We start from the raw sequence: 23,111 nt of genomic DNA, 5'->3' as shown, positions 1-23,111 counted from the left end.
TATATGAGCGAATTTACCCATCTTCATCTACATACCGAATACTCTTTATTAGATGGTGCGAATAAGATTAAAACCCTAGCCAAAAGGCTAAAAGAGATGAATATAAAATCTTGCGCTATAACAGATCATGGCAATATGTTTGGTGCGATTGAGTTTTATAAAGGTATGAAAGCAGAAGGGATCAAGCCTATTATCGGGCTTGAGGCCTACATCCACAATAGCGATGATATAGAGTCCAAAGAGAGTAGATATAGATTTCATCTATGCTTATTTGCTAAAAATGAGATAGGATATCAAAATTTAATGTATCTTAGCTCAATGAGCTATATCAAGGGCTATTACTACTATCCAAGAATCAATAAGAAGCTATTAAGAGAGCATAGTGAGGGGCTAGTTTGTAGCTCGGCTTGTTTAGCAGGAGAGGTGAATTTTCATCTAAATTTAAGTGAGAGAAATATCAAAAGGGGTGCAGGCGGATATGAAGCAGCCAAAGCTGCAGCACTAGAGTATAAAGATATATTTGGGGATGATTTTTATCTTGAGATTATGCGTCATGGGATATTTGATCAGCAGCGAATCGATAGTGATATTATCAGATTATCTAAAGAGACTGGTATTAAATTAATCGCCACAAACGACGCTCACTACACCACCAAAGATAGCGCCATAGCACAAAAAATATTTGTCTATATCTCAGCCAATAAAAATTTCGATGAGAGCGTCAAAGAGCAGGTTTTAAGCGAATTTTATGCTAAATCCCCAGAGCAGATGAGCGAGATTTTCGCTGATATCCCAGAAGTGGTATCTAATACCCAAGAGATAGTAAATAAGTGTAATTTAGAGATTAAATTAGGCAACGCCACTCCGCCAAATTTTAAATTCACTCAAGAATATGCCAAAGCAAGGGATCTAGCCTTGCCAAATCCAGATTTAGAGTATGATTTGGATAATGATAGCCTTTTGTTTGAATATGAGTGTAAAGAGGGGCTTAAAAAGCGTTTAGAGTTTATCGATCCTAGCAAACATCAAATTTACAAAGATAGGCTAGACTTAGAGATAAACACCATTAAAAATATGAAATTCCCAGGCTACATGCTTATCGTGGCTGACTTTATCAACGAAGCCAAAAAGCGCGGTATCCCAGTAGGCCCTGGACGTGGCTCGGCTGCTGGAAGCTTGGTAGCTTACGCCCTTCGTATAACTGACCTTGATCCGATCCCATATAACTTGCTATTTGAGAGATTTTTAAATCCTGAGCGTATCAGTATGCCTGATATTGATGTGGATTTTTGTCAAAATCGCAGAAGCGAAGTTATTGATTATGTGATTGAAAAATATGGCCAGTATAATGTCGCTCAAGTAGCTACATTTAATAAGCTCTTAGCCAAGGGCATTATAAGAGATGTCGCTAGGGTTATGGGTATGCCATACGCTGATGCTGATGCGATGGCAAAGTTAATTCCTGATGAGCTTGGAATTAGCTTAAAGGGCTACACAAATAAAAAGGGCGAATTTGAGCCTGGAGCCTTTGAAAAAGAGCCAAAAATCGCTGAATTGATAGAGAGTAATGAGCTAGCTAGAAGCGTGTGGCAATATGCTTGCGAGCTTGAAGGTTTAAATAGAAATCCCGGTATGCACGCTGCTGGTATAGTAATCAGCAATGAAGAACTATGGAAAAAGGCACCGCTATGGCGACAAAGCAACGCCGAAGATGGCCACTATGTCACGCAATATACTAAGGATTATTTAGAAGATGTAGATCTGATCAAATTTGACTTTTTGGGGCTTAAAACTCTAACTGTGATTGATGATGCCATTAAGCTTATTAAAGCTAAATTTAATCAAGATATTTTATGGGAAAAGATCGATTTTAACGACCCTAAAACCTATCAAACTATACAAAGTGGCAACACTCTTGGAATTTTTCAGATAGAATCTAGCGGAATGCAAAAATTGGCCGCTAAGCTTAGGCCAGATTGCTTCGAAGATATAATCGCTATGATTGCACTCTATCGCCCAGGACCTCTAAATTCAGGTATGGTTGATGACTTCATAGATATCAAACATGGCAAAAAGAGCGTAGAATACGCTTTTGAAGCCTTGCGACCGATATTAGAGCCAACTTATGGAGTTATAGTCTATCAAGAGCAAGTCATGCAAGTAGTCCAAACTGTGGGTGGATTTAGCCTTGGTGGAGCGGATTTAGTCCGTAGGGCAATGAGTAAGAAAAAAGAAGATGAGATGCTAAGGCTCAAAACCCAGTATCTAGATGGCGCTTCTCAAAATGGCTTTGATAGAGATAAGGCTGATGCTCTTTTTGAATTGATTATGAAATTTGCCGAATATGGATTTAACAAATCCCACTCCGCAGCTTACGCTCTTATCACCTTTCAAACAGCATATTTAAAGACATATTATCCAGCTGAATTTATGGCTGCTCTTTTAAGTAGCGAAGAGAATAACGCCGATAAAGTCACCAAATATATAGAAGAGATCCGCCGTTTAGATATAGAGCTACTCCCACCTAGTGTTACTAAAAGTAGTAGTGAATTTAGCGTTATTAGCAAGGATGGTAAGGATGCTATCATCTATGGACTGGGCGCTATCAAAGGCGTTGGTGGATCTGCGATTGAAGATATCACAAATATCAGAAAAGATGGCCTAAATAGCTTAGAAGATCTAGTGTCTAAAAGCGATTGTACCGTAGTAAATAAGCGAGTTTATGAATCGCTTATTAAATCAGGTGCTTTGGATGAATTTGGCTACACTAGAAAAACTTTGATGCAAAATATTGAGTATCTCACAGACCAATCCAAAAAAAGCTCCGATATCAAAAAAGAGGCGCAATTCTCGCTATTTGGCGATGATGAGAGTATGAGTAAAATGGTGCTTAATCTAAGCTTAGCACCAGATGAATTCACCCAAAGAGAGCTTTTAAGCTTCGAGCAAGAGTATCTAGGCGTATATATCAGCGGACATCCATTAGATGAGTTTAAAAGTAGCATTGAAGCCATTTCGCATACGAATTCAACGCAGTTTGATACTATCGAAGATGGCAATGAAATTATCGTAATAGGCAAGATAGAAGATATATCAATCAAGCTGACAAAATCTGGCAATAAAATGGGTATCATAACCATCCTTGATATGTATGGAAGTATGGAAGCTACGGTATTTTCCCATATACAAAAGATAGAATCAATGCCAAAAGATGAGCTAAATAAACCACTTGTATTTAAGATGCTTTTTAATAGAGACGACCAGCAAGTCAAGCTAAAAGTAAATGAAATTTACACTCTTGAAGAGGCCGGAAATACCAAAATCACACTAAAATCCAACAAAATCACCGCCGAAGAGATAGAAGAGAATAAAGAGTATTTTGGCGCCATCAAACACTCTACAATCCTAGATATCTTAAAAAGTGCTAAAAACGGCGAACATCTCATCATCGCTAAGCTAAATGATATCAGCATCAAAGATACAAAATCAGGCAATAAAATGGCGATATTAAGCGTAACTGACAAAAGCTCAAATGCCGATATGTTTGCCTTTGATGTGGCTTGTACTCAAGCTAGTGAGATAATCAACACAGATAGATTATACGCACTCAAAGTCACACCACCAAGGGACACAAACTCAAAAATGATAGTCAATCAAATCATCGATATAGACGAGGCAAAAAATGGCGATATAACCCTTAGAAACGCACCTAAAAAAAGAGCCATAAATACAGAAACCACTATCGAACAACCTAGCTCAAATATCGTTGGAAAATTAGAAATTGAGCTAAAATTAAGCGCTTTAAACAAAAATAAAATCAATCAAATTTACCAACTCGCACACAGACACAACGCTATAATCGGAGCCAAAAAGAGCTTGATTTTAAGAGTTTTAGATGAGAATAAAACGCAAATTATGCAGTTTGTAACTGAATTTAGCGTCACTGATGATTTCGAAAGTGAGCTAAATACGCTTTTAGCTGGTTAAGAGATTAGCGATAATCTCTTAACTTCTTTTTAATCCACGCCATTATTTTGTCGCCACACCACACTCACGCTCTTGCTTTTAACAATATAAAAATTTATAAAAATTTACTCAATTTATCCAAATTTAAGCTTAAATTAATGGGGGGGTATAATACCACCTTTAAAATTTAATTTTATCAAAAAGGTGGGGGGAGATTATGAAAATTTCAAAAATTCTAAGTGCTGTGATAATTGGTTTGGGCTTGAATGGCTCTTTGTATGCTAACTTTGTTTATGACCCTATCAATGACCCAAAAAACTCTAATAAATATATGCAAGATTTTAATGAGTTGGTAAATAATAGCATTTGTCTTGCAGGATGCGACAAGACTGAAGAACAGCGTGCTAATGAAATTAATGAGTTTAATAAATTTCCTACTATAAATGCCGAGCAAATTAAAAATCAAATCGATAAATATACAGATAGTATAGCAAACAATCCTACATATTCTGATTTAAAGGCTCTTGGTGAAGCTCTTATAAATTATCAATATGCTAAAGATAATCCTACTGATATTAGGGGTTGGGCTTATGGAGATAATGTATACCAAATGGGTAAGTTTTTATTTATAGAATTTTTAAAAGATCCAAATATAAATTTAGGAGTAGATGTCAGTCAATATAGTAATCTTAGTGGTGGATATGTTGTCGTAGTCGAAAGACTTCAAGAAATCTTCGCCAACGCCATCAAAGAGCTAGAGGCCTTAGAGAAAAGCTCGATCAATAATACAATAGAAGCATTAAGACCAAACACAAATATAAATTCTATAATAAGCTTAAGCAAAAACGCCCTTGATGCTAGAGCTATAGCCTTGCTAAATCCAAACAATAGTAGCAATATAGCTCTTGCGGCCGCTATCAAAAATCTTGAAGGATTGGAATTTGCTTCTTGTGATAACGACCAAGCTTTGGCGTGTGTAGTCCAAGAATATACAAAGAGATTTGAGACTACTAACAACCTATGGGCCAATGTCTTAGGTGCTAAAGCCTATCTAAAAAACAGCCCAGATACCGATATATACGGCTTTATACTAGGGTATGACCACGCATTTGATAGCGATATCTTAGGTGCGTTTATAAGCTTTGCTAAGGCAAAAAGTGATGGCAATAATATAACAAATGAGAGCGACAATTATCAGTTTGGTATCTACTCAAAAAGCTTTTTTGGAAATTCGGAGCTAGACTCTAAAATTTATTATGGATTTAGTAAGAGTGATTATAGTAGATCTGTGTTAAATAGGGTTTATAGCGCTGATTATGATAGCGATTTTATGGGGATTGAGTTAGAGTATGGATATGTCTTTGATATAAATTCGCTATTTATCAAGCCGCTTGTGGGATTGGGTTATAGCTATATAAGGACTAATGACTTTAATGAGCGTGGGGATTTAACTCTACACTACAATAAAACAACCAATAAAAATGCTATGGCTAAAATAGGAGTTGAGCTAAGAAAATATTATGATGAGTATAGCTACTTTTATATCAAACCAGCCATCGAGAGAGATATCTATAAAAGCGGCACCGATAGTGTGGCGAACTTCATAGGGAGTGAGTATAGTATCATTAATCAAAATGATGAGAAAAAGCACACATATATAAGCGGAAGTTTAGGTGCTGAAGTTTCGCTAAATGAAGCATTTAGCATAAATGCTAATATCGGTGCTAAGCTAAGAAGTGATGAGAAAATTTATAATGGCACCTTTGGGGTTAAATATAAATTTTAATTGAATTTACCAAATAGCAAATACCATCTTTGCTATTTGGCTTATTTAAAAGATGGATTTATTTTTGTAAATTTATTTTTAAATTTAATAAAAGTGATTTTGTGAATTTAAAATTTTAGATAAATTCTTTTTTAAGTAAGCATTAGCACTTTGGTAGCTACGCTACGAATAATAGCAACACAACCCCCCCCTTTTTTTTTTAACAACCCCTAACCTCCTGTAATAGCCTTCTAAGGTTAATTATCCCAAATTTTGCCGCAAAATAATCATTTAAGGTCATTTTGCTATTGCGAAAATTTTATCGCAAACGGCGGGCTTTTTGCCGTGCGAAGTAAAAATAGGCTGCCACGCTTGTGGGGCTTTGTGAAGTCAAAATAAAAATTAAATCTCATTTTTAATGCTCTGAATTTGCTTGGTATTTAGGTGATAGCACGATTTTTTAAATTTATAAATTTGTTTAAGAGTTTTATACTCTTATTTAATATTTTAGGCTATAATTTCAAATCTCAAATTTAATCAAAGGAGAAAATATGCTAGAGTTAAGAAACCTACCATTTGACCCAAATTCCAACGCAGTAGTGAGTAAAGAAGCCTGTGATTATCACCACGGCAAACACCACCAAACATATGTAAATAACTACAACAATCTAACAAAAGATAGCGAACTAGCTAATGCTAGTTTATATGATGTGCTTGTAAGCTCACAAGGCGGATTATTTAACAACGCTGCGCAAGTGTATAATCACGATTTTTACTGGGATTGTATAGCGAAAAAAAGCGATAAAAGCAGCGAGCTTGAAGCGGCTTTAAAAAGCGATTTTAAAGACTTTAAAGCTGAATTTATAAGCTCAGCTACAACTCTATTTGGCTCTGGCTGGACTTGGCTAGTTTATAACCCAAACACAAGCAAACTAGAGATCAAAAACACCTCAAACGCAGCTACACCGGTAACTGATGGATTAGTACCACTTCTAGTAGTTGATGTATGGGAGCACGCATATTATATAGATAGTCGCAATGCTCGCCCGGCGTATTTGGAGAAATTCTATGAAAATATCAATTGGGATTTTGTAAGCGCAGCTTACGAATGGGCGAAAAAAGAGGGGATAAAATCTGTGAAATTCTACATAGATGAGCTTCACCCTGTAGCATCTGGTTGCTGCGGCGGCGGATGCGGTTGCGGACATTAATCTAATAATCAAACTCTAAATTTATTTAGAGTTTGACCTTTTTATACTATTTAAAATTTATATTTTTGGCTTTTTGTGAATTTTAGGTTTAAGCCTATTATAAGTCAGCACAAAGCCAAGCACCGCCAACACAGCTCCCATAAAAGAGACAACACAAAATACAAACTCACCTATAAAGCCAAAAACCCTACCAGAGTGTATATCTAGAACTTTTCTAGCTAGATTTTTGCTTTGTGCTGTGTTGGATTTAATCTGTGAATTTGGGTTATCTGTATTGATCGTGATCGATGATTGGTCATTTGCGTTTTTGATATTAAATGTATAGTGTTTGGCTCTATTTTGTGTAATTGAGATGGTATCAAAGCTATTTAAATTTGATTCCATAGCTTTTAGGGCAGTTTGTAACTCTATGATATCAAAGCTATTTTCTATGATTTGGGGCGTGCTTTTATTGCCTCCTTTTGGTCTGTTTTGGATCTCTACACCATAGGCCCAAGCAAACGCCTTTTGAACGACACTATATGACCAAAATAGCCCCGTAACGCTCATTGTCAAAAAGACAATAGCAAATATCACCCCAAGTGCGGTGTGAGTCTTATAAGCTATCATTAATTTTTTAGCTTTTAAACTAATACTAAGGGCTTTTATAAAATTATGCTTCAAAGCTGGTAAATAGATATAAATTCCGCTTAAAACAAGGATTACAAACCCAATAGCACTCAATGCTACAATCTGTTTGCCGATAGCGACATTATCAAATTCATTAAATAGCAGCCATCTATGTAGTGAGCGTATAGTACGCATAAATAAAGTCCCATTATCACCGCTTATTATCGCTCCATCTTTGCTGGTTAGATAGCCGATATTTTTGCCATTTTGATTGGTGTAGATGGTGTAGTATGAATTTGAGTTTTCATATGATATGCTAGAGATATTAAGCGAAGGATTTTGAGATTTAAATTTGCTTATTACATCGGCAAAATCGGGCTTAGATATCTCATCGGCGTTATGAGTAATAACAGCATTTATAGCTCTTGCTATAGCCTTATCATATGAGAGCATAGCTCCAGTGATACATACTATAAATAGTGGTATAACCGCCATTATAGCGACTATTAAGTGGAGATTAAAGATCCACTTTTTCTTTTTAAATAACATATTTGCTCCTGAAATTTAATCTTTGATTATAAATTTGATTTGTTAAATTAGTGTGAAATTTATAATCTTTATCAATTAAATTTGGATAATTCCCCATTTTATAGGCAATTTAGTTGGATATTGTTATAAATTTATTTTAAAATGAAATATAAAAATTGCTATATTTACAACCCTTAAAATCATAAATATAGCAAATATTGTGTAATTAGCGAATTCAACTATTATTAAATAGCGATTATTTCTGACCTATATAGATATAATGCTCCACGCTACCTTCGTAATTGTGTAAATTCATAAGCTCATAATCACCCCAAAATAGCGGCTTAAATGGTTTAAAATTCTCTTTTAACTCCTCAATGCTATGAGTGTATCTAATGTATGAAGAGCCTTTGATCCTACCTGTCGGGCAATCTTTGACTTCACGAAGTCCATTTGGCATAACTTCGCCCCGTTTATACTGGCTATAACCCTTATCGCTCATCATCGTAGCAAAGATTATCGCACCATCATTACACATATCATAAAATTCATTAATTGTATTTTTGAAGCTAGAATTCGTAAGATAATATAAGCTTTGATTAGCAAATATAAAATCCATTTTGACATTAAATAGACCTTTTATGCTTGAATTTGGCTCTATTATATGGAAGTTTTGCGGATTTAGTGTTTTATCATTGTCCCAAATTTTTCTTAAACTAGGCACAATATCAACGCCATAAGGCTCTATACCCCCCCCCAGTAATATTTTTAAAATATTTTGAGTGAATTCCATTACCGCAACCAAAATCTAGCAAATTTCCGCTAGTTTTGTGAAGTTGGAATTTAAGAATTCTCTCATAAAACCTAATAACATGACCATCAGGATATTGTAATCCATAACCCTCTTTGTCATATTTTTGCGTGTAAGCCTCCAAAGAGTTATCCATAAAAATCCTTTATATTAAATTTAGACCTAGTCTATCTTAGGATTATAACAAAAAATAGTTAATTGTATAAATTAGAGATAGGATATATTAAATTTATTCCTGATAAAAAGGAAAAAAATATGATAAAATTTAACAAAATAGCCTTAAAATTTGATTTCAAGATTAAAAGCAATCCCCCATTTATAGAGGATCACTCACAAAGAAGCGCTGTAATCAACTGAATTTTAGGATAAATGGCAATTTGTATAAATTGCCATTTGGTAAATTCATTTATTCGCACCACGATAATGACACGCTAGATCGTCGCTGATATAGTATTTGGAAGCTTAGAAAGTTGGATTGTAAGTTTTTACATAGTTTAGCTGATGAGCAGCATATGATGGTGCGTGATAAAAAGATAGTTCAAATTCCATTTTCTATTGCTACGCTATCTAATCTTTTAGGTGCACAAAGACAGAGTGTATCGACTGTATTTAATAAACTTATTAAAACCGGAAAGCTTATTAAATACGGCAAGAGTAGTTATATTATCTCTTGAATTTAATATTTATTGCAAAGTGCGTTAAAAATTTACATTAAATTACTTTATTATTATAATTTTTAATCATTAAATAATTATATTTAAGCTATTTTTTTTTTTTTTTTTTTTTTGAATACAATAACGAAAATTTTATATAAAAAGAGCGAATATGGGCTGGGCTTTTTTGATTTCTTTAATCGTGTCATTTATGGTTGTTAATAATGATTACCTACGATCTACAAGCAAAGATTTTTCTGCATTGACTATTTTAGTAACCATTATGCTAGGCATTATTTGGTTAGTTTCATAAAAAGGAGTAATTATGGGAATTTTTTGGGGTATCGTTTTTGCTATTTTTATTCTTATAGCAATGTTTAAATTGGGAAAAGCTTGGTCTTTTACACAAAAAGTAGATGATGATATTGAATTTTATATACAAGAATATATAAAATTTCACGAAGAATTATTTGCTCGCTCGCAATTGCCACCTACATTCACAGAAGAACTGAGGGAAGGATTTTCTAAATCCGCAGAAAAACGGAGGGAAAAATTTTATGCAGAATGTCGTGCGATAAATAGATACAAATTCGCTAAAATGGTAAAAATTATACTTCCGCGTATCGAAAGTTATTTTCATAAAGATGATATTTTGTTTTATTTAAATGCTATTATATGGGATTATCATTATAGAAAGGGAGATGGGTGCCTTGGAGATGGAGTACCTTTAGATGGCTTTTTATTAGGTAAATTAATATCTGATACAATTAAAAATTATTCTATGAATGATGGTAATATATTAAAATTAATTCGTTAGCCTTAAATTTATCATTGGAGCGTTGTCATTGCGAGCCTTACGCCAGGAAGTCGTGGCAATCTTTTGCGAATAATGCTTTTTATAAAATTCAAAATTTGGCAATTCTGAATTTATTTAATAAGATTGCTTCGTCGCTACTTCAAGGTAGCTTCGCTTTTATGTTTCGTAGCGTCGGCAAACGATAGATAGCTATCGTTTGCCTTTTATGCTACTCATCTCGCAATGACCGAATTTGGTGCGTGATAATCGTTCGTTATTGCGAGACTTGCAAATGCAAGTCGTGGCAATCTCTTGCGACAAATTCAAAATAGCCATCATTGTGAGCAGACGAAACGAGCGTGGCAATCTTTTTAAAAAAAGCGTTACTTTTAAATTTACACTATCACGCCTTATATTTGCAAAACCCACAACGGAAAAAATTTTTAAATTTAGTTAAATCATAGAATTTAAAGCTACTCCACCAAACAAAGTCCGTGTGTAAAAGGTGTATCGATATTTATTTTTCCGTTCATTAGGATTTTATTAGCTCTGCATCGCTCTCTCTTTGTTCTAGCTGTTTTTGGCGTCTTTGCTTATCGATTTTAAGGATTATCACTACATCAGCAAAGTTTATTCTTACTGGATTTGCACAGATATAAAAAATTATTTTGACATATGAAGGTAGAAATTTTGTAAATGGTTTTAAATTATATTTTAGATTGTGTTGAGGGAGGGGTATTGCGAATTTTAGGGCGCACAATAAATAGGTTTAAGCTCATCACATTATCATCTATGACGGCGATTTGGTACGGGGCAAAGTTACCAAAGCCTTTTTTGCGAATTGTCTTGCCAAGTGTGCTTTTGCCACTACCACATAGCCCAGTTAGTGCTACTATTAGTCGTGGTTTTTCTTTTAATGTTTGAATACAAATTTGATTTAATTGCTCAAGTAGTTGCGAGCGATTTTGATATATTTTCATTAATTACCTTTTTAATTTATGTTAATTATATCTAAAATTTGATTGTAAATTAGATAAATTTAATGTTATATAAAAATTACTTAATTAGCTTTACAATCTTTTAGTAATAATAACATAATGCTATAGATTATCTAAATTTAAATTTCATTCTAATATTTAAAATATTCCTTATAAAAAGGAAAAAAATATGATAAAATTTAACAAAACAGCCTTAAAATTTGATTTTAAAACTTATTTTGGGTATAATTCGCGTCTTTTGATGAGAAGCGTAAGCTTTGCTTGTATGCTTGATTCTGTTTATAAGCCTCTACAAGAGCATTATATCAAAAGGTCGCAAGTTAGCGATAAGTTATTTTTAAAGGAAAAAATATGGAAAGAATTAGGCTTAAGCTAAAAGCTTATGACCACAGAGTTCTAGACCGCACAGTTGCAGCCATCGTAGAAGCTGTCAAACGCACTGGTGCCGATGTTCGTGGGCCAGTACCTATGCCTACAAAGATTAAACGCTACACAGTGTTAAAATCTCCACATGTAAATAAAGATTCTCGTGAGCAATTTGAGATGAGAATTCACGCTCGTATGCTAGATATCGTAGCAGCTACGCCTGATACAGTTGATAGCCTAACAAAGCTTGACTTAGCTCCAGAAGTTAATGTCGAAGTTCGCGCTATGGGCAAGTAAGCATAAAAGGAAGAGATGATGGAATATATCGTAGAAAAAATAGGTATGAGCAGAACTATCTCAAACCCAAGCACTCCTGTTACATTGCTTAGACTTTTACCAGCTAAAGTATGCGAAGTAGGCGAAAATAGCAGAGCTATCGTAGCTTATGCACACACAAAAGCAAATAACAAAGCCATAAAAGGTCAGCAAAAAAAATATGGTTTAAGTAGTGAATTTAACCAATTTGCGACTCTAAGCGTAGCAAATAGCGAAGCTGGGGATTTAGATACTACTCCACTAAATGAAGCAAAAGTTTTAAAAGTTAGCTTTAATACAAAAGGTAGAGGCTTCCAAGGTGTTATAAAAAGACATGGATTTTCAGGTGGTCCTGCGAGTCATGGTTCGAGATTTCACCGCAGACCAGGTTCTATAGGTAACTGCGAATGGCCAGGCCGTGTCCAACCAGGTAGAAAGATGGCCGGACACTATGGTAATGAAAAAACTACCGTTAAAAACGAAGTTGTAAGCTTTGATAGTGCTAATGGAATTTTAGTATTAAAAGGCTCAGTTCCAGGATTTAATGGTGCGATGGGTAGAGTAAGGATAGTTAAATGAGTAAAATAGCAGTTTTAAATGATAAATTTGAAAAAACAAGTGAATTAGAACTTCCAGCTAGTTACGCTGAAGTAAATTCGCACAATTTATATCTCTATGTCAAAAGCTACCTTGCTAGTATGAGAGCAAACTCAGCCCACACAAAAGGTCGCTCAGATGTAAGTGGTGGCGGTAAAAAACCTTGGCGTCAAAAAGGCCGTGGTGGCGCAAGAGCTGGTTCAACTAGAACAAATGTTTGGGTTGGCGGTGCTGTGGCATTTGGTCCTAAAAATAATAGAAATTATAATCAAAAAGTTAATAAAAAACAAAAAAGATTAGCGCTTGAATTTGCTCTAAATGAAAAAGTAGCAAATGGCAAATTTTACGCAGTAGATAGCATCGCTATCGAAAGTGGCAAAACAAAAGACGCAGCGGCTATCATCAAAAAACTAGGCGTTAGAGATGCGTTAATCATCAAAAATGAGCTTGATGCTAAGACTCTTTTAGCATTTAGAAACCTAGCAAATTGCTATGTAATTGATGCTAGTGAAGTAAATGCATATTTAGTCTCAGTCTATAGTGCGGTTATAGCAGAGAAATCAGCACTACAATCAATAGTAAAAGAGGGCTAAAAATGGCAGATATAACAGATATCAAAACTATAGTATATACAGAAAAAACTCTTGGCCTTCAAGAACAAGGTGTAGTAGTAATCCAAACTTCACCAAAAATGACTAAAAATGGCCTAAAAGAGGTATTGAGAGAGTATTTTGGTGTAACGCCACTTAGAGTAAATTCACTTAGAATAGACGGCAAAGTTAAGCGTTTTAGAGGTAGAGTTGGCGTAAGAAACGACTATAAAAAATTCTATGTCAAATTACCAGATGGCGTAAGCCTAGCAAGTCAGGAGGCATAAGATGGCAATAAGAAGTTTTAAACCTTATACCCCAAGTAGAAGATTTATGACAAGTCTTAGCAGCGAAGATATCACAGCTAAAGCTAGCGTAAGAAGCCTACTTGTTAAAATTCCTGCCGCAGCTGGTAGAAATAACAATGGTAGAATCACGAGTCGCCATAAAGAAGCAGGTGCTAAAAAATTATATCGTATAATTGACTTTAAGCGTCGTAAATTTGGAATTCCAGGCAAGGTTGAAGCTATTGAGTATGATCCAAATAGAAATTGCCGTATCGCTCTAATCTCATATGTAGATGGCGAAAAAAGATATATTATCCGCCCTAGTGGCTTAAATGTAGGCGATGTTATCAGTGCAGCCGAAGCCGGCCTTGATATAAAACCAGGCAACGCTATGAAGTTAAAAAGCATTCCAGTTGGTACAATCGTCCATAATATCGAGCTAAAACCAGGCAAAGGTGCCCAAATGGCAAGAAGTGCGGGTGGATATGCTCAACTTATGGGTAAAGAAGAAAAATATGTAATCCTAAGACTTCCAAGCGGTGAGATGAGACAAGTATTAGCTGAATGTATGGCTACAGTTGGCGTAGTTGGCAATGAAGATTGGGCAAATGTAACTATCGGTAAAGCAGGTCGCAATCGCTATAGAGGTATCCGCCCACAAACTAGAGGTAGTGCGATGAACCCAGTAGATCACCCACACGGCGGTGGTGAAGGTAAGAAAAATTCAGGTCGCCACCCAGTTACTCCATGGGGCAAACCAACTAAAGGTGCTAAAACTCGCCGTAAAAAAGCTAGTGATAGACTTATAATTTCTAGAAGAAAGGGTAAATAACGATGGCTAGATCGCTAAAAAAAGGTCCTTTTGTAGATGACCATGTAATGAAAAAAGTCATCGCTGCAAAAGCCGCTAATGATAATAAACCAATCAAAACTTGGTCAAGAAGAAGCACAATTACACCTGAAATGATAGGTTTGACATTTAATGTGCATAATGGCAAAAGCTTCATCCCTGTATATATAACAGAAAATCATATAGGTTACAAGCTAGGCGAATTCGCTCCAACAAGAACATTTAAGGGTCACAAAGGCTCTGTTCAGAAAAAAATAGGTAAATAAGGGGAAGTTATGAGTAGAGCGATTATTAAATTCATCAGACTATCTCCAACAAAAGCTAGATTAATAGCTGATGAAGTTCAAGGTATGAATGCTGAATTAGCATTAGCTAGCCTTAGCTTTATGCCAAATCGTGGCGCAAAATATATCGCAAATGCTATCAGCTCAGCTGTAGCTAATGGCGGATTTGAGCCTGAAGAGGTAGTTGTGAAAAGTTGTAGAGTAGATGCAGGTCCTGTCTTAAAAAGATTCCGCCCAAGAGCAAGAGGAAGCGCAAGTAGAATTCGCAAACCTACTAGCCATATCTTAGTAGAAGTAGCTAGACCAGTAAAAACAGAGAAGGAAGCATAAAATGGGACAAAAAGTTAATCCAATAGGTCTTAGACTAGGTATAAACAGAAACTGGGAGTCTAGATGGTTTCCATCAAAAGCAACTCTTCCAGAAAACATAGGCGAAGACTATAAAATAAGAAAATTCCTAAAAGCTAAGCTATATTACGCTGGTGTTAGCCAAATTTTAGTTGAAAGAACAGCTAAAAAACTAAGAGTTACAGTAGTTGCGGCTCGTCCTGGTATCATCATCGGCAAAAAAGGTGGCGAAGTAGAAAATTTAAGACTAGAAGTTGCTAAATTAGTCAATAAAGATGTAGCTATCAATATCAAAGAAGAGCGTAAAGCAGGAAGCTCAGCTCAATTAGCAGCTGAAAATGTAGCGATGCAACTTGAGCGTCGTGTGGCATTCCGCCGTGCTATGAAAAAGGTAATTCAAGGCGCTCAAAAAGCTGGCACCAAAGGTATCAAAGTAAGCGTAGCAGGTCGCTTAGGCGGTGCTGAAATGGCTAGAACAGAGTGGTATCTTGAGGGTCGTGTGCCTTTGCATACTTTAAGAGCTAGAATAGACTATGGTTTTGCAGAAGCGCATACAACTTATGGCAATATAGGTGTCAAAGTATGGATATTTAAAGGCGAAGTATTACAAAAAGGTATCCAAGCTGATAAGAGTGAAGAGACAACTTCTAAAAAAGCAAAACGCGCTAGAAGGGGTAAATAATGTTATTACCAAAAAGAACGAAATATCGTAAAATGATGAAAGGCCGCAATCGTGGCTACGCAACTCGTGGTACAGCTCTAGCACTTGGCGAATTTGGATTAAAAGCTGTAGAAGCTGGTAGAATCAACTCTCGTCAAATAGAATCTGCTCGTCAAGCATATACTCGTCATGTTAAAAGACAGGCTAAAACTTGGATTAGAGTATTTCCAGATAAACCAATAACCAAAAAACCATTAGAAACTCGTATGGGTAAAGGTAAAGGCGGTGTTGAAGAGTGGGTTATGAATATTAAACCAGGTAGAATAATATTTGAAATGGCTGGAGTATCTGAAGAGCTTGCTAGAGAGGCTCTGACATTAGCTATGCACAAACTACCATTTAAAACTAAGTTTGTAACAAGAGAGAGCGAAAATGAAATATACTGATATAAGTGGAAAAAATTTAAGCGAACTTAACGCTTTGTTAAAAGAGAAAAAGGTGCTTTTATTTACACTTAGACAAAAGCTAAAAACTATGCAGTTAACTAACCCAAATGAGATCCGTGAAGCTAAAAAAGATATCGCTAGGATCAATACTGCAATTAGTGCTGCGAAGTAAGGGGTAAATGATGGCAGTAGAAATGAAAAGAGAAATTCAAGGTGTCGTAGTAACGATAGCTGGGAATAAAACTGCAACTATATTAGTTGAAAGAAGAGTTATGCACCCAAGATATCATAAATTCGTAAAACGCTTTAAAAAGTATCTAGTTCATGATGAGAAAAATGAACTAAAAGTGGGAGATACTATATTAGCTGTTGAGTGCAGACCGCTAAGCGCTAGAAAAAAATTCCGCTTACAATCAGTTTTGAAAACAGGAGTTGAATAATGATACAAAGTTTTACAAGACTAGCAGTAGCAGATAATAGTGGCGCAAAAGAGTTAATGTGTATAAAGGTTTTAGGTGGTAGCAAAAGACGATATGCAAGCCTAGGTGATGTTATCGTTTGCTCAGTTAAGAAAGCTCTACCAAATGGCAAAATTAAAAAAGGTCAAGTGGTAAAAGCAGTAGTAGTAAGGACTAAAAAAGAGGTTCAAAGAGATAATGGATCTTTAATTAGATTTGATGAAAATGCTGCTGTTATACTTGATAACAAAAGAGAGCCAGTAGGTACTCGTATATTTGGCCCAGTGGGTAGAGAAGTAAGATATGCGAATTTTATGAAAATCGTATCTCTTGCACCGGAGGTTCTATAATGGCAGTAAAATATAAAATCAAAAAAGGCGATGAAGTAAAAGTAATCGCAGGTGATGATAAGGGCAAAGTTGCTAAAGTTTTAGCAGTGCTTCCTAAAAAAGGTCAAGTGATAGTAGAGGGTGTAAAAGTTGCTAAAAAAGCTGTAAAACCAAGTGATAAAAATCCAAATGGTGGCTTTATAAGCAAAGAGATGCCTATTGATATTTCAAATGTAAGCAAAGTTGAGGGCTAAGTATGAGATTAAAAACTAAATACGCAGAGAGTATTAAACCGGCTTTGGTTAAAGAATTTGATATCAAAAATCCTATGCTTATTCCAGCGATTGAAAAAATTGTGATTAGCGTCGGAGCTGGCGAGGGTGCTAAGGATCAAAAATTACTTCAAAATATGGCTGATACAATATCTTTAATAGCCGGCCAAAAAGCAGTTGTTACAAATGCTAAAAAATCAGTTGCTGGCTTTAAAGTAAGAGAAGGCTTCCCAGTGGGTATAAAAGTAACTCTAAGAAAAGAGCAAATGTATGCATTCTTAGATAAACTAATTAGCATCGCACTTCCTAGGGTAAAAGACTTCCGTGGTTTGCCTAGAGATGGATTTGATGGTCGTGGTAATTATAACTTTGGTTTAAATGAACAACTAATGTTTCCAGAAGTTGTATTTGATCAAATTCTAAGAACACATGGTATGAATATAACTATAGTTACAACAACTAACGATGACAAACAAGCGTTCAAGCTACTTGAACTCTTTGGCATTCCATTTGCAAAAGGAAAGTAATATGGCAAAAAAATCAATGATAGCAAAAGCAGCACGCAAACCTAAATTTAGCGTGCGTGGATACACTAGATGTCAAATTTGTGGTCGCCCACACTCTGTTTATAAAGATTTTGGAATTTGCCGTGTGTGCCTAAGAAAAATGGCTAACGAAGGACTAATACCAGGTCTTAAAAAAGCAAGTTGGTAAGGGAAGCAAGATGATAAATGATTTAATTTCAGATGGATTAACACGCATTAGAAATGCGGCTATGAGAAGATTAGAGACTACTCAACTTCTACACTCAAATGTTGTTGAGGCGACTTTAAAAATTCTAGCACAAAAAGGTTATATTGAAAGCTACAATGTTATTGAAGAGAATAATAAAAAATTCATTAATGTAGTTTTAAAATATGACGAGCGTGGTAGAAGTGTTATCAATGAGCTAAAAAGAGTTTCAAAACCAGGCCGTAGAGTTTATCAAGGCAAAGATGAGATTAAAAGATTTAAAAATGGTTATGGGACAATTATCGTTAGCACAAGTAAAGGTGTTTTAAGCAATGATGAAGCACACAAAGCTGGTGTTGGCGGTGAGGTGCTTTGTACAGTTTGGTAAGAGTGGAATTAGCCTTTTTAAATTTGAAAGGCTAATCTTTTTATGGTATTGGGTATCCATTCGCATAGCGTAGAAATACCCTAGACAAGTAAAAAGGAAAAATATGTCAAGAATTGGAAAACAGCCAATATCTATCCCAAGCGGTTTAGATGTTAGTTTAAATGGTGCAGTTTTAGTGTTTAAAAAGGGCAACGCTACTAAAGAACTAGACACTAAAGGCAATGTCAATGTAGAAGTTAAAGATGGTCTTATCACTTTTGCTAGCAAAGGCGATGATAGACAAAGCAGAGCCTACTGGGGTACATATCGTGCTTTGGCTAATAATATAGTAATTGGCTTAACTGCTGGATTTACTAGACAGTTAGAGATCAATGGTGTTGGTTATAAAGCTGCGGCAAAAGGTAAAGTATTAGAGTTAGCATTAGGCTTTTCTCACCCTATTAATTATGAGCTTCCTGAAGGTGTAGAAGTAAGTGTTGAGAAAAACATTATCACAATTAAAGGTAGCGATAAACAAGTAGTAGGCCAAGTAGCAGCTGAAGTAAGAGGCTTTAGACCACCAGAACCTTACAAAGGCAAAGGTGTCAAATATGTTGAAGAGCGCATAATCCGCAAAGCCGGTAAAACATCTAAGAAATAAGGGTAAGCAATGGTAGCAAATGTATTAAAAAGAAAATTATCTCTAAGAATTAAGAGAAAAAGAAGAATAAGAGCTAAAATTAGCGGTACTGCGTCTTGCCCTAGAATTTCTATATTCAAATCTAATAGAACTCTATATGTCCAAGCGATAGAAGATATCAACGCTACTACGCTTTGTGCTAGTGATGGTAGAAAACTAGGCATAAAAGCAAATAAAGCCGGTGCGGCAGTGCTGGCTAAAGATATTGCTGCAAAACTAGAAAAAGCTGGAATTAAAGAAGCGGTATTTGATAGAAATGGCTATCTTTATCATGGTGTAGTTGCAGCATTTGCTGAAGCTCTAAGAGAAAATGGCATTAAGCTATAACGCAAGGATTGTTGATGGAAAAGTATAATAGAGAAGAATTTGAAGAAGTAATCGTCGATATCGGTCGTGTTACTAAGGTTGTAAAAGGCGGTAGAAGATTTAGATTTACAGCTCTTGTTGTTGTAGGTGATAAAAAAGGTCGTGTTGGATTCGGATTTGGTAAAGCCAAAGAGGTGCCAGATGCGATGAGAAAAGCTACTGATGATGCCTTTAAAAATATCGTAGAGGTAAAACTCAAAGGTAGTACCATTCCACATGATGTTGAAGTTAAATATAACGCAAGTAGAATCTTGCTAAAACCAGCTAGCGAAGGTACCGGAGTTATCGCTGGTGGTGGTGCTCGTCCAGTTGTAGAGTTGGCAGGTATCAAAAATATACTTACTAAATCTCTTGGTTCAAACAACTCTGCAAATGTCGTTCGTGCTACAATTAAAGCATTAAGTATGCTAAAAGGTTAAGGAGAGAGCATGGGACTAGAAAATTTACAAAAAGCTGCTGGCTCAACTCGCAATACTAAAAGAATCGGTCGTGGTCAAGGTAGTGGCTGGGGTAAAACGGCTACAAAAGGTGGCAAGGGTCAAACAGCTAGAAAAGGTTATAACGAAAAAAGAGGCTTTGAAGGTGGCCAACAACCACTTCAAAGAAGACTGCCAAAAGTAGGCTTTACTTCTAAATTTGAAAAACCATATGCGATTAGCGTTGATAGAAATCCTGCTATTAAAGAGTTAAGCGAAATTACGCTAGATACTCTTAAAACAGTACATAAATTCTCAAACAGCATTAAAAAGGTTAAACTCATTGGTGCTGGTGCTAAAGATTTAGCAAGTAAAATAAAAGATGAGAATATAAAGGCAACTGGAAATAGCTAATGAACAGAGCATTAATCAACAAGATATTAATTACGCTTGGATTTTTGTTTGCTTACAGGGTGCTGGCTTATGTGCCAGTACCTGGTGTAAATATTGATGTTATTAGGGAATTTTTTACTTCAAATAGCTCAAATGCACTTGGTATGTTTAATATGTTTAGCGGCGGCGCTGCTGAGCGTTTAAGCATTATTTCGCTAGGCATTATGCCTTATATCACTGCTTCAATTATTATGGAGCTTTTAGCTGCTACATTTCCAAATTTAGGCAAGATGAAAAAAGAGCGTGATGGTATGCAAAAATATATGCAAATTATCCGCTATGCTACTATCGTAATTACCGTGATACAAGCTATAGGAGTAAGCATCGGATTACAAAGCCTAACTGGTAAAGATGGATCTAGTGCGATAATGATAGATATGAATTTATTTATCGGAATTAGCTGCGTATCTATGCTAACTGGCACAATGCTACTTATGTGGATAGGTGAGCAGATCACTCAAAGAGGTATTGGTAATGGTATCAGTCTTATAATCTTTGCTGGTATAGTAAGTGGTATTCCAAGTGCTATTGGAGGGACAATTGATCTAGTCAATACCGGCGAGTTAAATTTCTTAGTAGTTATAGCAATTGCTTTGATTATCCTAGCTACTGTTGGTGTGGTAATATATGTAGAGATGGGCGAAAGAAGGGTGCCAATTTCATATTCTCGTAAAACTGTTATGCAAAATCAAAATAAGAGAATAATGAATTACATCCCTATTAAAGTAAATTTAAGTGGTGTTATTCCACCGATTTTTGCTAGTGCTATTTTGATGTTCCCAGGGACAATTTTACAAGCAAGTACAAATGAGTTTATAGTAGCTATCAATGATTTTTTAAATCCAAATAGCTATTTTTTCAATATTTTAACATTTTTGTTTATTCTATTTTTTGCATATTTTTATGCCTCCATTACATTTAATGCAAAAGATATAAGCGAAAATTTAAAAAGACAAGGCGGATTTATCCCTGGTGTCAGACCTGGTGAGAGCACGGCTAATTTCTTAAACGAAGTAGCTAGTAGGCTTACCTTGACTGGTTCTATATATCTTGGTCTTATATCTACTTTGCCTTGGGTTTTAGTTAAATTTATGGGAGTGCCATTCTACTTTGGTGGTACATCTGTATTGATTGTGGTGCAAGTAGCACTTGATACGATGAGAAAGATAGAAGCTCAAGTCTATATGAGTAAATATCAAACTCTAAGTGCGGTTGGGCTATAAAATGGCTATAGGTATAAAAACTCCAAAAGAGATAGAGAGTATGCGTGCGGCTAATAAGATAGTCGCAGCTACTCTAGATCATCTCCATACTATTATTAAGCCTGGAATTTCGCTACTTGAAATTGACAAAATTTGCGAAGATATGATAGTTTCTGCTGGGGCTAAACCCGCTTTTAAAGGACTTTACGGCTTTCCAAATACAGCTTGTATCAGCGTAAATGAGGTTGTGATTCATGGAATTCCAAATGGCTATATTTTACAAGATGGCGATATAGTTTCAGTTGATATCGGTTCAAATTTAAATGGATTTTTTGGTGATAGTGCTAGGACATATCCAGTAGGCAATATCTCAAAAAGCGATGAAGATTTGATAGCTTGTAGCAAAGATGCCTTGTATTATGCTATTGATGAGATTAGGGTCGGTATGCATTTTAAAGAGTTATGCTATAAGTTGGAGCAATTTATACTATCTCGTGGGTATGTGCCTTTGAAGGGCTTTTGTGGTCATGGTATAGGTCGCAAACCACATGAAGAGCCTGAAATTCCAAATTATTTAGAAGGGACAACCCCAAAAGCTGGGCCAAAGATTAGAAATGGTATGGTCTTTTGTATCGAGCCGATGATTTGTCAAAAAGATGGCACCCCAAAGATTGCCGCAGACAAATGGACTGTTACTAGCGTAGATGGTATGCGAACTAGCCATTATGAGCACTGCGTAGCTGTGATAAATGGCAAGGCTGAAATTTTAAGTAGCGTTAGCTAAAGGTTGCTTTGAGTTTAAAGAAATTTAAATTCAATTTAATTTTCTTTAAATTTGTAATAGCTGATAATAACGAAAGGAATAAATTTGGCAAAAGATGATGTTATAGAGATTGATGGCAATGTAGTTGAAGCCCTACCAAATGCCACTTTCAAAGTAGAATTAGATAATAAGCATGTGATTTTATGCCACATTGCAGGCAAGATGAGAATGCACTATATCAAAATAATGCCAGGTGATAGGGTTAAAGTGGAGCTTACACCATATAGTCTAGATAAAGGCAGAATCACATATCGTTATAAATAATCTATGATAGAGATTTTAAAAGATAAGCTTAAAAGATTTGGTGTATCTTCGCAAGATTTAGATGAGATAGAAGAATCTTTACAAATTAAAAAATTTAGCGATGGTAGCTCCCTTACAAAGAGCCATTATGGACTGCTGATGATAGGCTCTGGGTCTCTTAGAGTTTATACTATTTTTGGCTCTCAAGAACAGACAATTCTCACCCTTGAAAAGGGTGATGAATGGGTAATATGCCAAATTTGTACTCAAAAATCACTTCAATTAGAATTAAATCTTCAAGCTCTTGGCGATTTAGAAATTATTGCAATCCCAGATAATATTTTTAGAAATTTAAGGGAGAAATATCCTAAGCTTAGTGAGTATATTTTGACTATTTTTGCTAAGCAATTTGCTAAGAGTATAGAGGTAGCTTCAAAAAGCAAAACTATACCATTTCGTGATAGGTTGATTGAATTTATCAATAAAAATGCTATAAATAACAGCATAAAGATAACTCATCAGCAAATAGCAAATCATCTAGGCGTAACAAGAGAGAGCGTATCTAAAAATCTCAAACAGCTAGAAAAAAATGGATTTTTAACCCTATCAAGAGGTGAAATTTGTTTAGTTGTGTGAAGCGGTTACATACAAAAATATAAAAATTCTATA

Annotated in this window: 33 protein-coding genes and 1 pseudogene; 30 read left to right on the top strand and 4 right to left on the bottom strand. The window is 35.4% G+C overall.

Annotated elements, in window-relative coordinates:
* Positions 1-3 precede the first annotated feature (3 nt).
* The 3 genes from dnaE (at position 4) to sodB (ending at position 6,942) form a co-directional block, all read left to right on the top strand.
* The gene (gene dnaE, locus CLAN_RS07950; protein ID WP_100590999.1) at positions 4-3,987 is read left to right on the top strand and encodes a DNA polymerase III subunit alpha; all 3,984 of its coding nucleotides are present in this window, start codon (positions 4-6) and stop codon (positions 3,985-3,987) included.
* A 196-nt stretch (positions 3,988-4,183) separates the two neighbouring features.
* A complete protein-coding gene (locus CLAN_RS07945; protein ID WP_100590998.1) occupies positions 4,184-5,752 on the top strand; it encodes an autotransporter outer membrane beta-barrel domain-containing protein in 1,569 nt (522 codons plus the stop codon).
* Between the two features lie 530 nt (positions 5,753-6,282).
* Positions 6,283-6,942, top strand: a complete 660-nt coding sequence (gene sodB / locus CLAN_RS07940) for a superoxide dismutase [Fe] (protein ID WP_100590997.1) — start codon at positions 6,283-6,285, stop codon at positions 6,940-6,942.
* Between the two features lie 57 nt (positions 6,943-6,999).
* On the opposite strand, the gene CLAN_RS07935 is transcribed toward sodB, so the two are convergent.
* The 3 genes from CLAN_RS07935 to CLAN_RS08405 all read right to left on the bottom strand — a co-directional run bounded on the left by CLAN_RS07935 (position 7,000) and on the right by CLAN_RS08405 (position 9,026).
* Entirely contained in the window at positions 7,000-8,100 is a 1,101-nt protein-coding gene (locus tag CLAN_RS07935; protein WP_100590996.1) for a PepSY-associated TM helix domain-containing protein, read from the bottom strand.
* Between the two features lie 235 nt (positions 8,101-8,335).
* Positions 8,336-8,803, bottom strand: coding sequence for a methyltransferase (locus CLAN_RS08325; RefSeq protein ID WP_172618499.1), 468 nt, complete (start codon positions 8,801-8,803; stop codon positions 8,336-8,338).
* A gap of 4 nt (positions 8,804-8,807) precedes the next feature.
* Positions 8,808-9,026 (bottom strand): class I SAM-dependent methyltransferase, encoded by a 219-nt coding sequence (locus CLAN_RS08405; RefSeq protein ID WP_096013710.1) that lies wholly within the window; start codon positions 9,024-9,026, stop codon positions 8,808-8,810.
* 334 nt (positions 9,027-9,360) lie between these two features.
* Between CLAN_RS08405 and CLAN_RS07920 the strand changes: the two genes are divergently transcribed.
* On the top strand, positions 9,361-9,564 hold the full coding sequence (locus CLAN_RS07920) for a helix-turn-helix domain-containing protein (RefSeq protein WP_096021154.1): 204 nt from the start codon (positions 9,361-9,363) through the stop codon (positions 9,562-9,564).
* Positions 9,565-9,868: 304 nt separating this feature from the next.
* The gene (locus tag CLAN_RS07915) at positions 9,869-10,360 is read left to right on the top strand and encodes a hypothetical protein (RefSeq protein WP_096025709.1); all 492 of its coding nucleotides are present in this window, start codon (positions 9,869-9,871) and stop codon (positions 10,358-10,360) included.
* A gap of 686 nt (positions 10,361-11,046) precedes the next feature.
* On the opposite strand, the gene CLAN_RS07910 is transcribed toward CLAN_RS07915, so the two are convergent.
* Positions 11,047-11,319, bottom strand: coding sequence for a hypothetical protein (locus tag CLAN_RS07910; protein ID WP_180383257.1), 273 nt, complete (start codon positions 11,317-11,319; stop codon positions 11,047-11,049).
* Positions 11,320-11,506: 187 nt separating this feature from the next.
* On the opposite strand from CLAN_RS07910, the gene CLAN_RS07905 reads away from it, so the two are divergent.
* From CLAN_RS07905 to CLAN_RS07785, 25 genes and pseudogenes are all read left to right on the top strand, one after another.
* Positions 11,507-11,713, top strand: a complete 207-nt coding sequence (locus CLAN_RS07905; RefSeq protein WP_096015204.1) for a hypothetical protein — start codon at positions 11,507-11,509, stop codon at positions 11,711-11,713.
* A complete protein-coding gene (rpsJ, locus tag CLAN_RS07900; RefSeq protein ID WP_002847957.1) occupies positions 11,689-12,000 on the top strand; it encodes a 30S ribosomal protein S10 in 312 nt (103 codons plus the stop codon). The genes CLAN_RS07905 and rpsJ overlap by 25 nt, the downstream gene beginning before the upstream one ends.
* A gap of 18 nt (positions 12,001-12,018) precedes the next feature.
* Positions 12,019-12,597, top strand: a complete 579-nt coding sequence (gene rplC / locus CLAN_RS07895; RefSeq protein WP_086225385.1) for a 50S ribosomal protein L3 — start codon at positions 12,019-12,021, stop codon at positions 12,595-12,597.
* The gene (gene rplD, locus CLAN_RS07890) at positions 12,594-13,208 is read left to right on the top strand and encodes a 50S ribosomal protein L4 (protein WP_063997497.1); all 615 of its coding nucleotides are present in this window, start codon (positions 12,594-12,596) and stop codon (positions 13,206-13,208) included. The genes rplC and rplD overlap by 4 nt, the downstream gene beginning before the upstream one ends.
* Before the next feature lie 2 nt (positions 13,209-13,210).
* Complete coding sequence (locus tag CLAN_RS07885; protein ID WP_086225386.1) at positions 13,211-13,492, top strand: 50S ribosomal protein L23; 282 nt, start codon at positions 13,211-13,213, stop codon at positions 13,490-13,492.
* A gap of 1 nt (position 13,493) precedes the next feature.
* A complete protein-coding gene (gene rplB / locus CLAN_RS07880; protein ID WP_086226585.1) occupies positions 13,494-14,324 on the top strand; it encodes a 50S ribosomal protein L2 in 831 nt (276 codons plus the stop codon).
* Positions 14,325-14,326: 2 nt separating this feature from the next.
* Entirely contained in the window at positions 14,327-14,608 is a 282-nt protein-coding gene (rpsS, locus tag CLAN_RS07875; RefSeq protein ID WP_086225388.1) for a 30S ribosomal protein S19, read from the top strand.
* A gap of 9 nt (positions 14,609-14,617) precedes the next feature.
* Positions 14,618-14,950 (top strand): annotated as a pseudogene (rplV, locus tag CLAN_RS07870) (50S ribosomal protein L22); the annotation flags it as partial.
* A gap of 7 nt (positions 14,951-14,957) precedes the next feature.
* Positions 14,958-15,656: a 30S ribosomal protein S3 gene (gene rpsC / locus CLAN_RS07865; protein WP_086244518.1), complete on the top strand. Its 699-nt coding sequence runs from the start codon at positions 14,958-14,960 to the stop codon at positions 15,654-15,656.
* On the top strand, positions 15,656-16,081 hold the full coding sequence (gene rplP / locus CLAN_RS07860; RefSeq protein WP_086225391.1) for a 50S ribosomal protein L16: 426 nt from the start codon (positions 15,656-15,658) through the stop codon (positions 16,079-16,081). Before rpsC ends, rplP begins: the two co-directional genes overlap by 1 nt.
* Positions 16,068-16,253: a 50S ribosomal protein L29 gene (rpmC, locus tag CLAN_RS07855; protein ID WP_086225392.1), complete on the top strand. Its 186-nt coding sequence runs from the start codon at positions 16,068-16,070 to the stop codon at positions 16,251-16,253. The genes rplP and rpmC overlap by 14 nt, the downstream gene beginning before the upstream one ends.
* Positions 16,254-16,275: 22 nt before the next feature.
* Positions 16,276-16,521 (top strand): 30S ribosomal protein S17, encoded by a 246-nt coding sequence (rpsQ, locus tag CLAN_RS07850; RefSeq protein ID WP_390885761.1) that lies wholly within the window; start codon positions 16,276-16,278, stop codon positions 16,519-16,521.
* On the top strand, positions 16,521-16,889 hold the full coding sequence (gene rplN, locus CLAN_RS07845; protein WP_086225394.1) for a 50S ribosomal protein L14: 369 nt from the start codon (positions 16,521-16,523) through the stop codon (positions 16,887-16,889). The genes rpsQ and rplN overlap by 1 nt, the downstream gene beginning before the upstream one ends.
* The gene (gene rplX / locus CLAN_RS07840; protein WP_100590995.1) at positions 16,889-17,122 is read left to right on the top strand and encodes a 50S ribosomal protein L24; all 234 of its coding nucleotides are present in this window, start codon (positions 16,889-16,891) and stop codon (positions 17,120-17,122) included. The genes rplN and rplX overlap by 1 nt, the downstream gene beginning before the upstream one ends.
* Positions 17,123-17,124: 2 nt before the next feature.
* Positions 17,125-17,667: a 50S ribosomal protein L5 gene (gene rplE / locus CLAN_RS07835; RefSeq protein WP_086225396.1), complete on the top strand. Its 543-nt coding sequence runs from the start codon at positions 17,125-17,127 to the stop codon at positions 17,665-17,667.
* A 1-nt stretch (position 17,668) separates the two neighbouring features.
* Positions 17,669-17,854: a type Z 30S ribosomal protein S14 gene (locus tag CLAN_RS07830; RefSeq protein WP_038452543.1), complete on the top strand. Its 186-nt coding sequence runs from the start codon at positions 17,669-17,671 to the stop codon at positions 17,852-17,854.
* A 10-nt stretch (positions 17,855-17,864) separates the two neighbouring features.
* A complete protein-coding gene (gene rpsH, locus CLAN_RS07825) occupies positions 17,865-18,260 on the top strand; it encodes a 30S ribosomal protein S8 (RefSeq protein WP_086225397.1) in 396 nt (131 codons plus the stop codon).
* 103 nt (positions 18,261-18,363) lie between these two features.
* A complete protein-coding gene (gene rplF / locus CLAN_RS07820; protein WP_086226581.1) occupies positions 18,364-18,900 on the top strand; it encodes a 50S ribosomal protein L6 in 537 nt (178 codons plus the stop codon).
* A gap of 9 nt (positions 18,901-18,909) precedes the next feature.
* Positions 18,910-19,266, top strand: coding sequence for a 50S ribosomal protein L18 (gene rplR, locus CLAN_RS07815; protein WP_086225399.1), 357 nt, complete (start codon positions 18,910-18,912; stop codon positions 19,264-19,266).
* A gap of 14 nt (positions 19,267-19,280) precedes the next feature.
* Positions 19,281-19,724 carry a 30S ribosomal protein S5 gene (gene rpsE / locus CLAN_RS07810; RefSeq protein ID WP_086237489.1) on the top strand — a complete coding sequence of 148 codons (444 nt, stop codon included), beginning with the start codon at positions 19,281-19,283 and terminating at the stop codon, positions 19,722-19,724.
* Between the two features lie 9 nt (positions 19,725-19,733).
* Positions 19,734-20,135, top strand: a complete 402-nt coding sequence (rplO, locus tag CLAN_RS07805) for a 50S ribosomal protein L15 (RefSeq protein WP_086235450.1) — start codon at positions 19,734-19,736, stop codon at positions 20,133-20,135.
* Complete coding sequence (gene secY, locus CLAN_RS07800; RefSeq protein WP_086225402.1) at positions 20,135-21,397, top strand: preprotein translocase subunit SecY; 1,263 nt, start codon at positions 20,135-20,137, stop codon at positions 21,395-21,397. Before rplO ends, secY begins: the two co-directional genes overlap by 1 nt.
* A gap of 1 nt (position 21,398) precedes the next feature.
* Positions 21,399-22,160 (top strand): type I methionyl aminopeptidase, encoded by a 762-nt coding sequence (map, locus tag CLAN_RS07795; RefSeq protein WP_086225403.1) that lies wholly within the window; start codon positions 21,399-21,401, stop codon positions 22,158-22,160.
* An 84-nt stretch (positions 22,161-22,244) separates the two neighbouring features.
* Positions 22,245-22,463, top strand: a complete 219-nt coding sequence (infA, locus tag CLAN_RS07790; RefSeq protein ID WP_009649712.1) for a translation initiation factor IF-1 — start codon at positions 22,245-22,247, stop codon at positions 22,461-22,463.
* 3 nt (positions 22,464-22,466) lie between these two features.
* Complete coding sequence (locus tag CLAN_RS07785; RefSeq protein ID WP_086238510.1) at positions 22,467-23,078, top strand: Crp/Fnr family transcriptional regulator; 612 nt, start codon at positions 22,467-22,469, stop codon at positions 23,076-23,078.
* Positions 23,079-23,111: the final 33 nt, after the last annotated feature.

The organism is Campylobacter lanienae NCTC 13004, assembly GCF_002139935.1.
Taxonomy (GTDB): domain Bacteria; phylum Campylobacterota; class Campylobacteria; order Campylobacterales; family Campylobacteraceae; genus Campylobacter; species Campylobacter lanienae.
The sequence above is the reverse complement of the archived record's forward strand: the minus strand, read 5'-3'. Positions and strand labels throughout refer to the sequence as shown.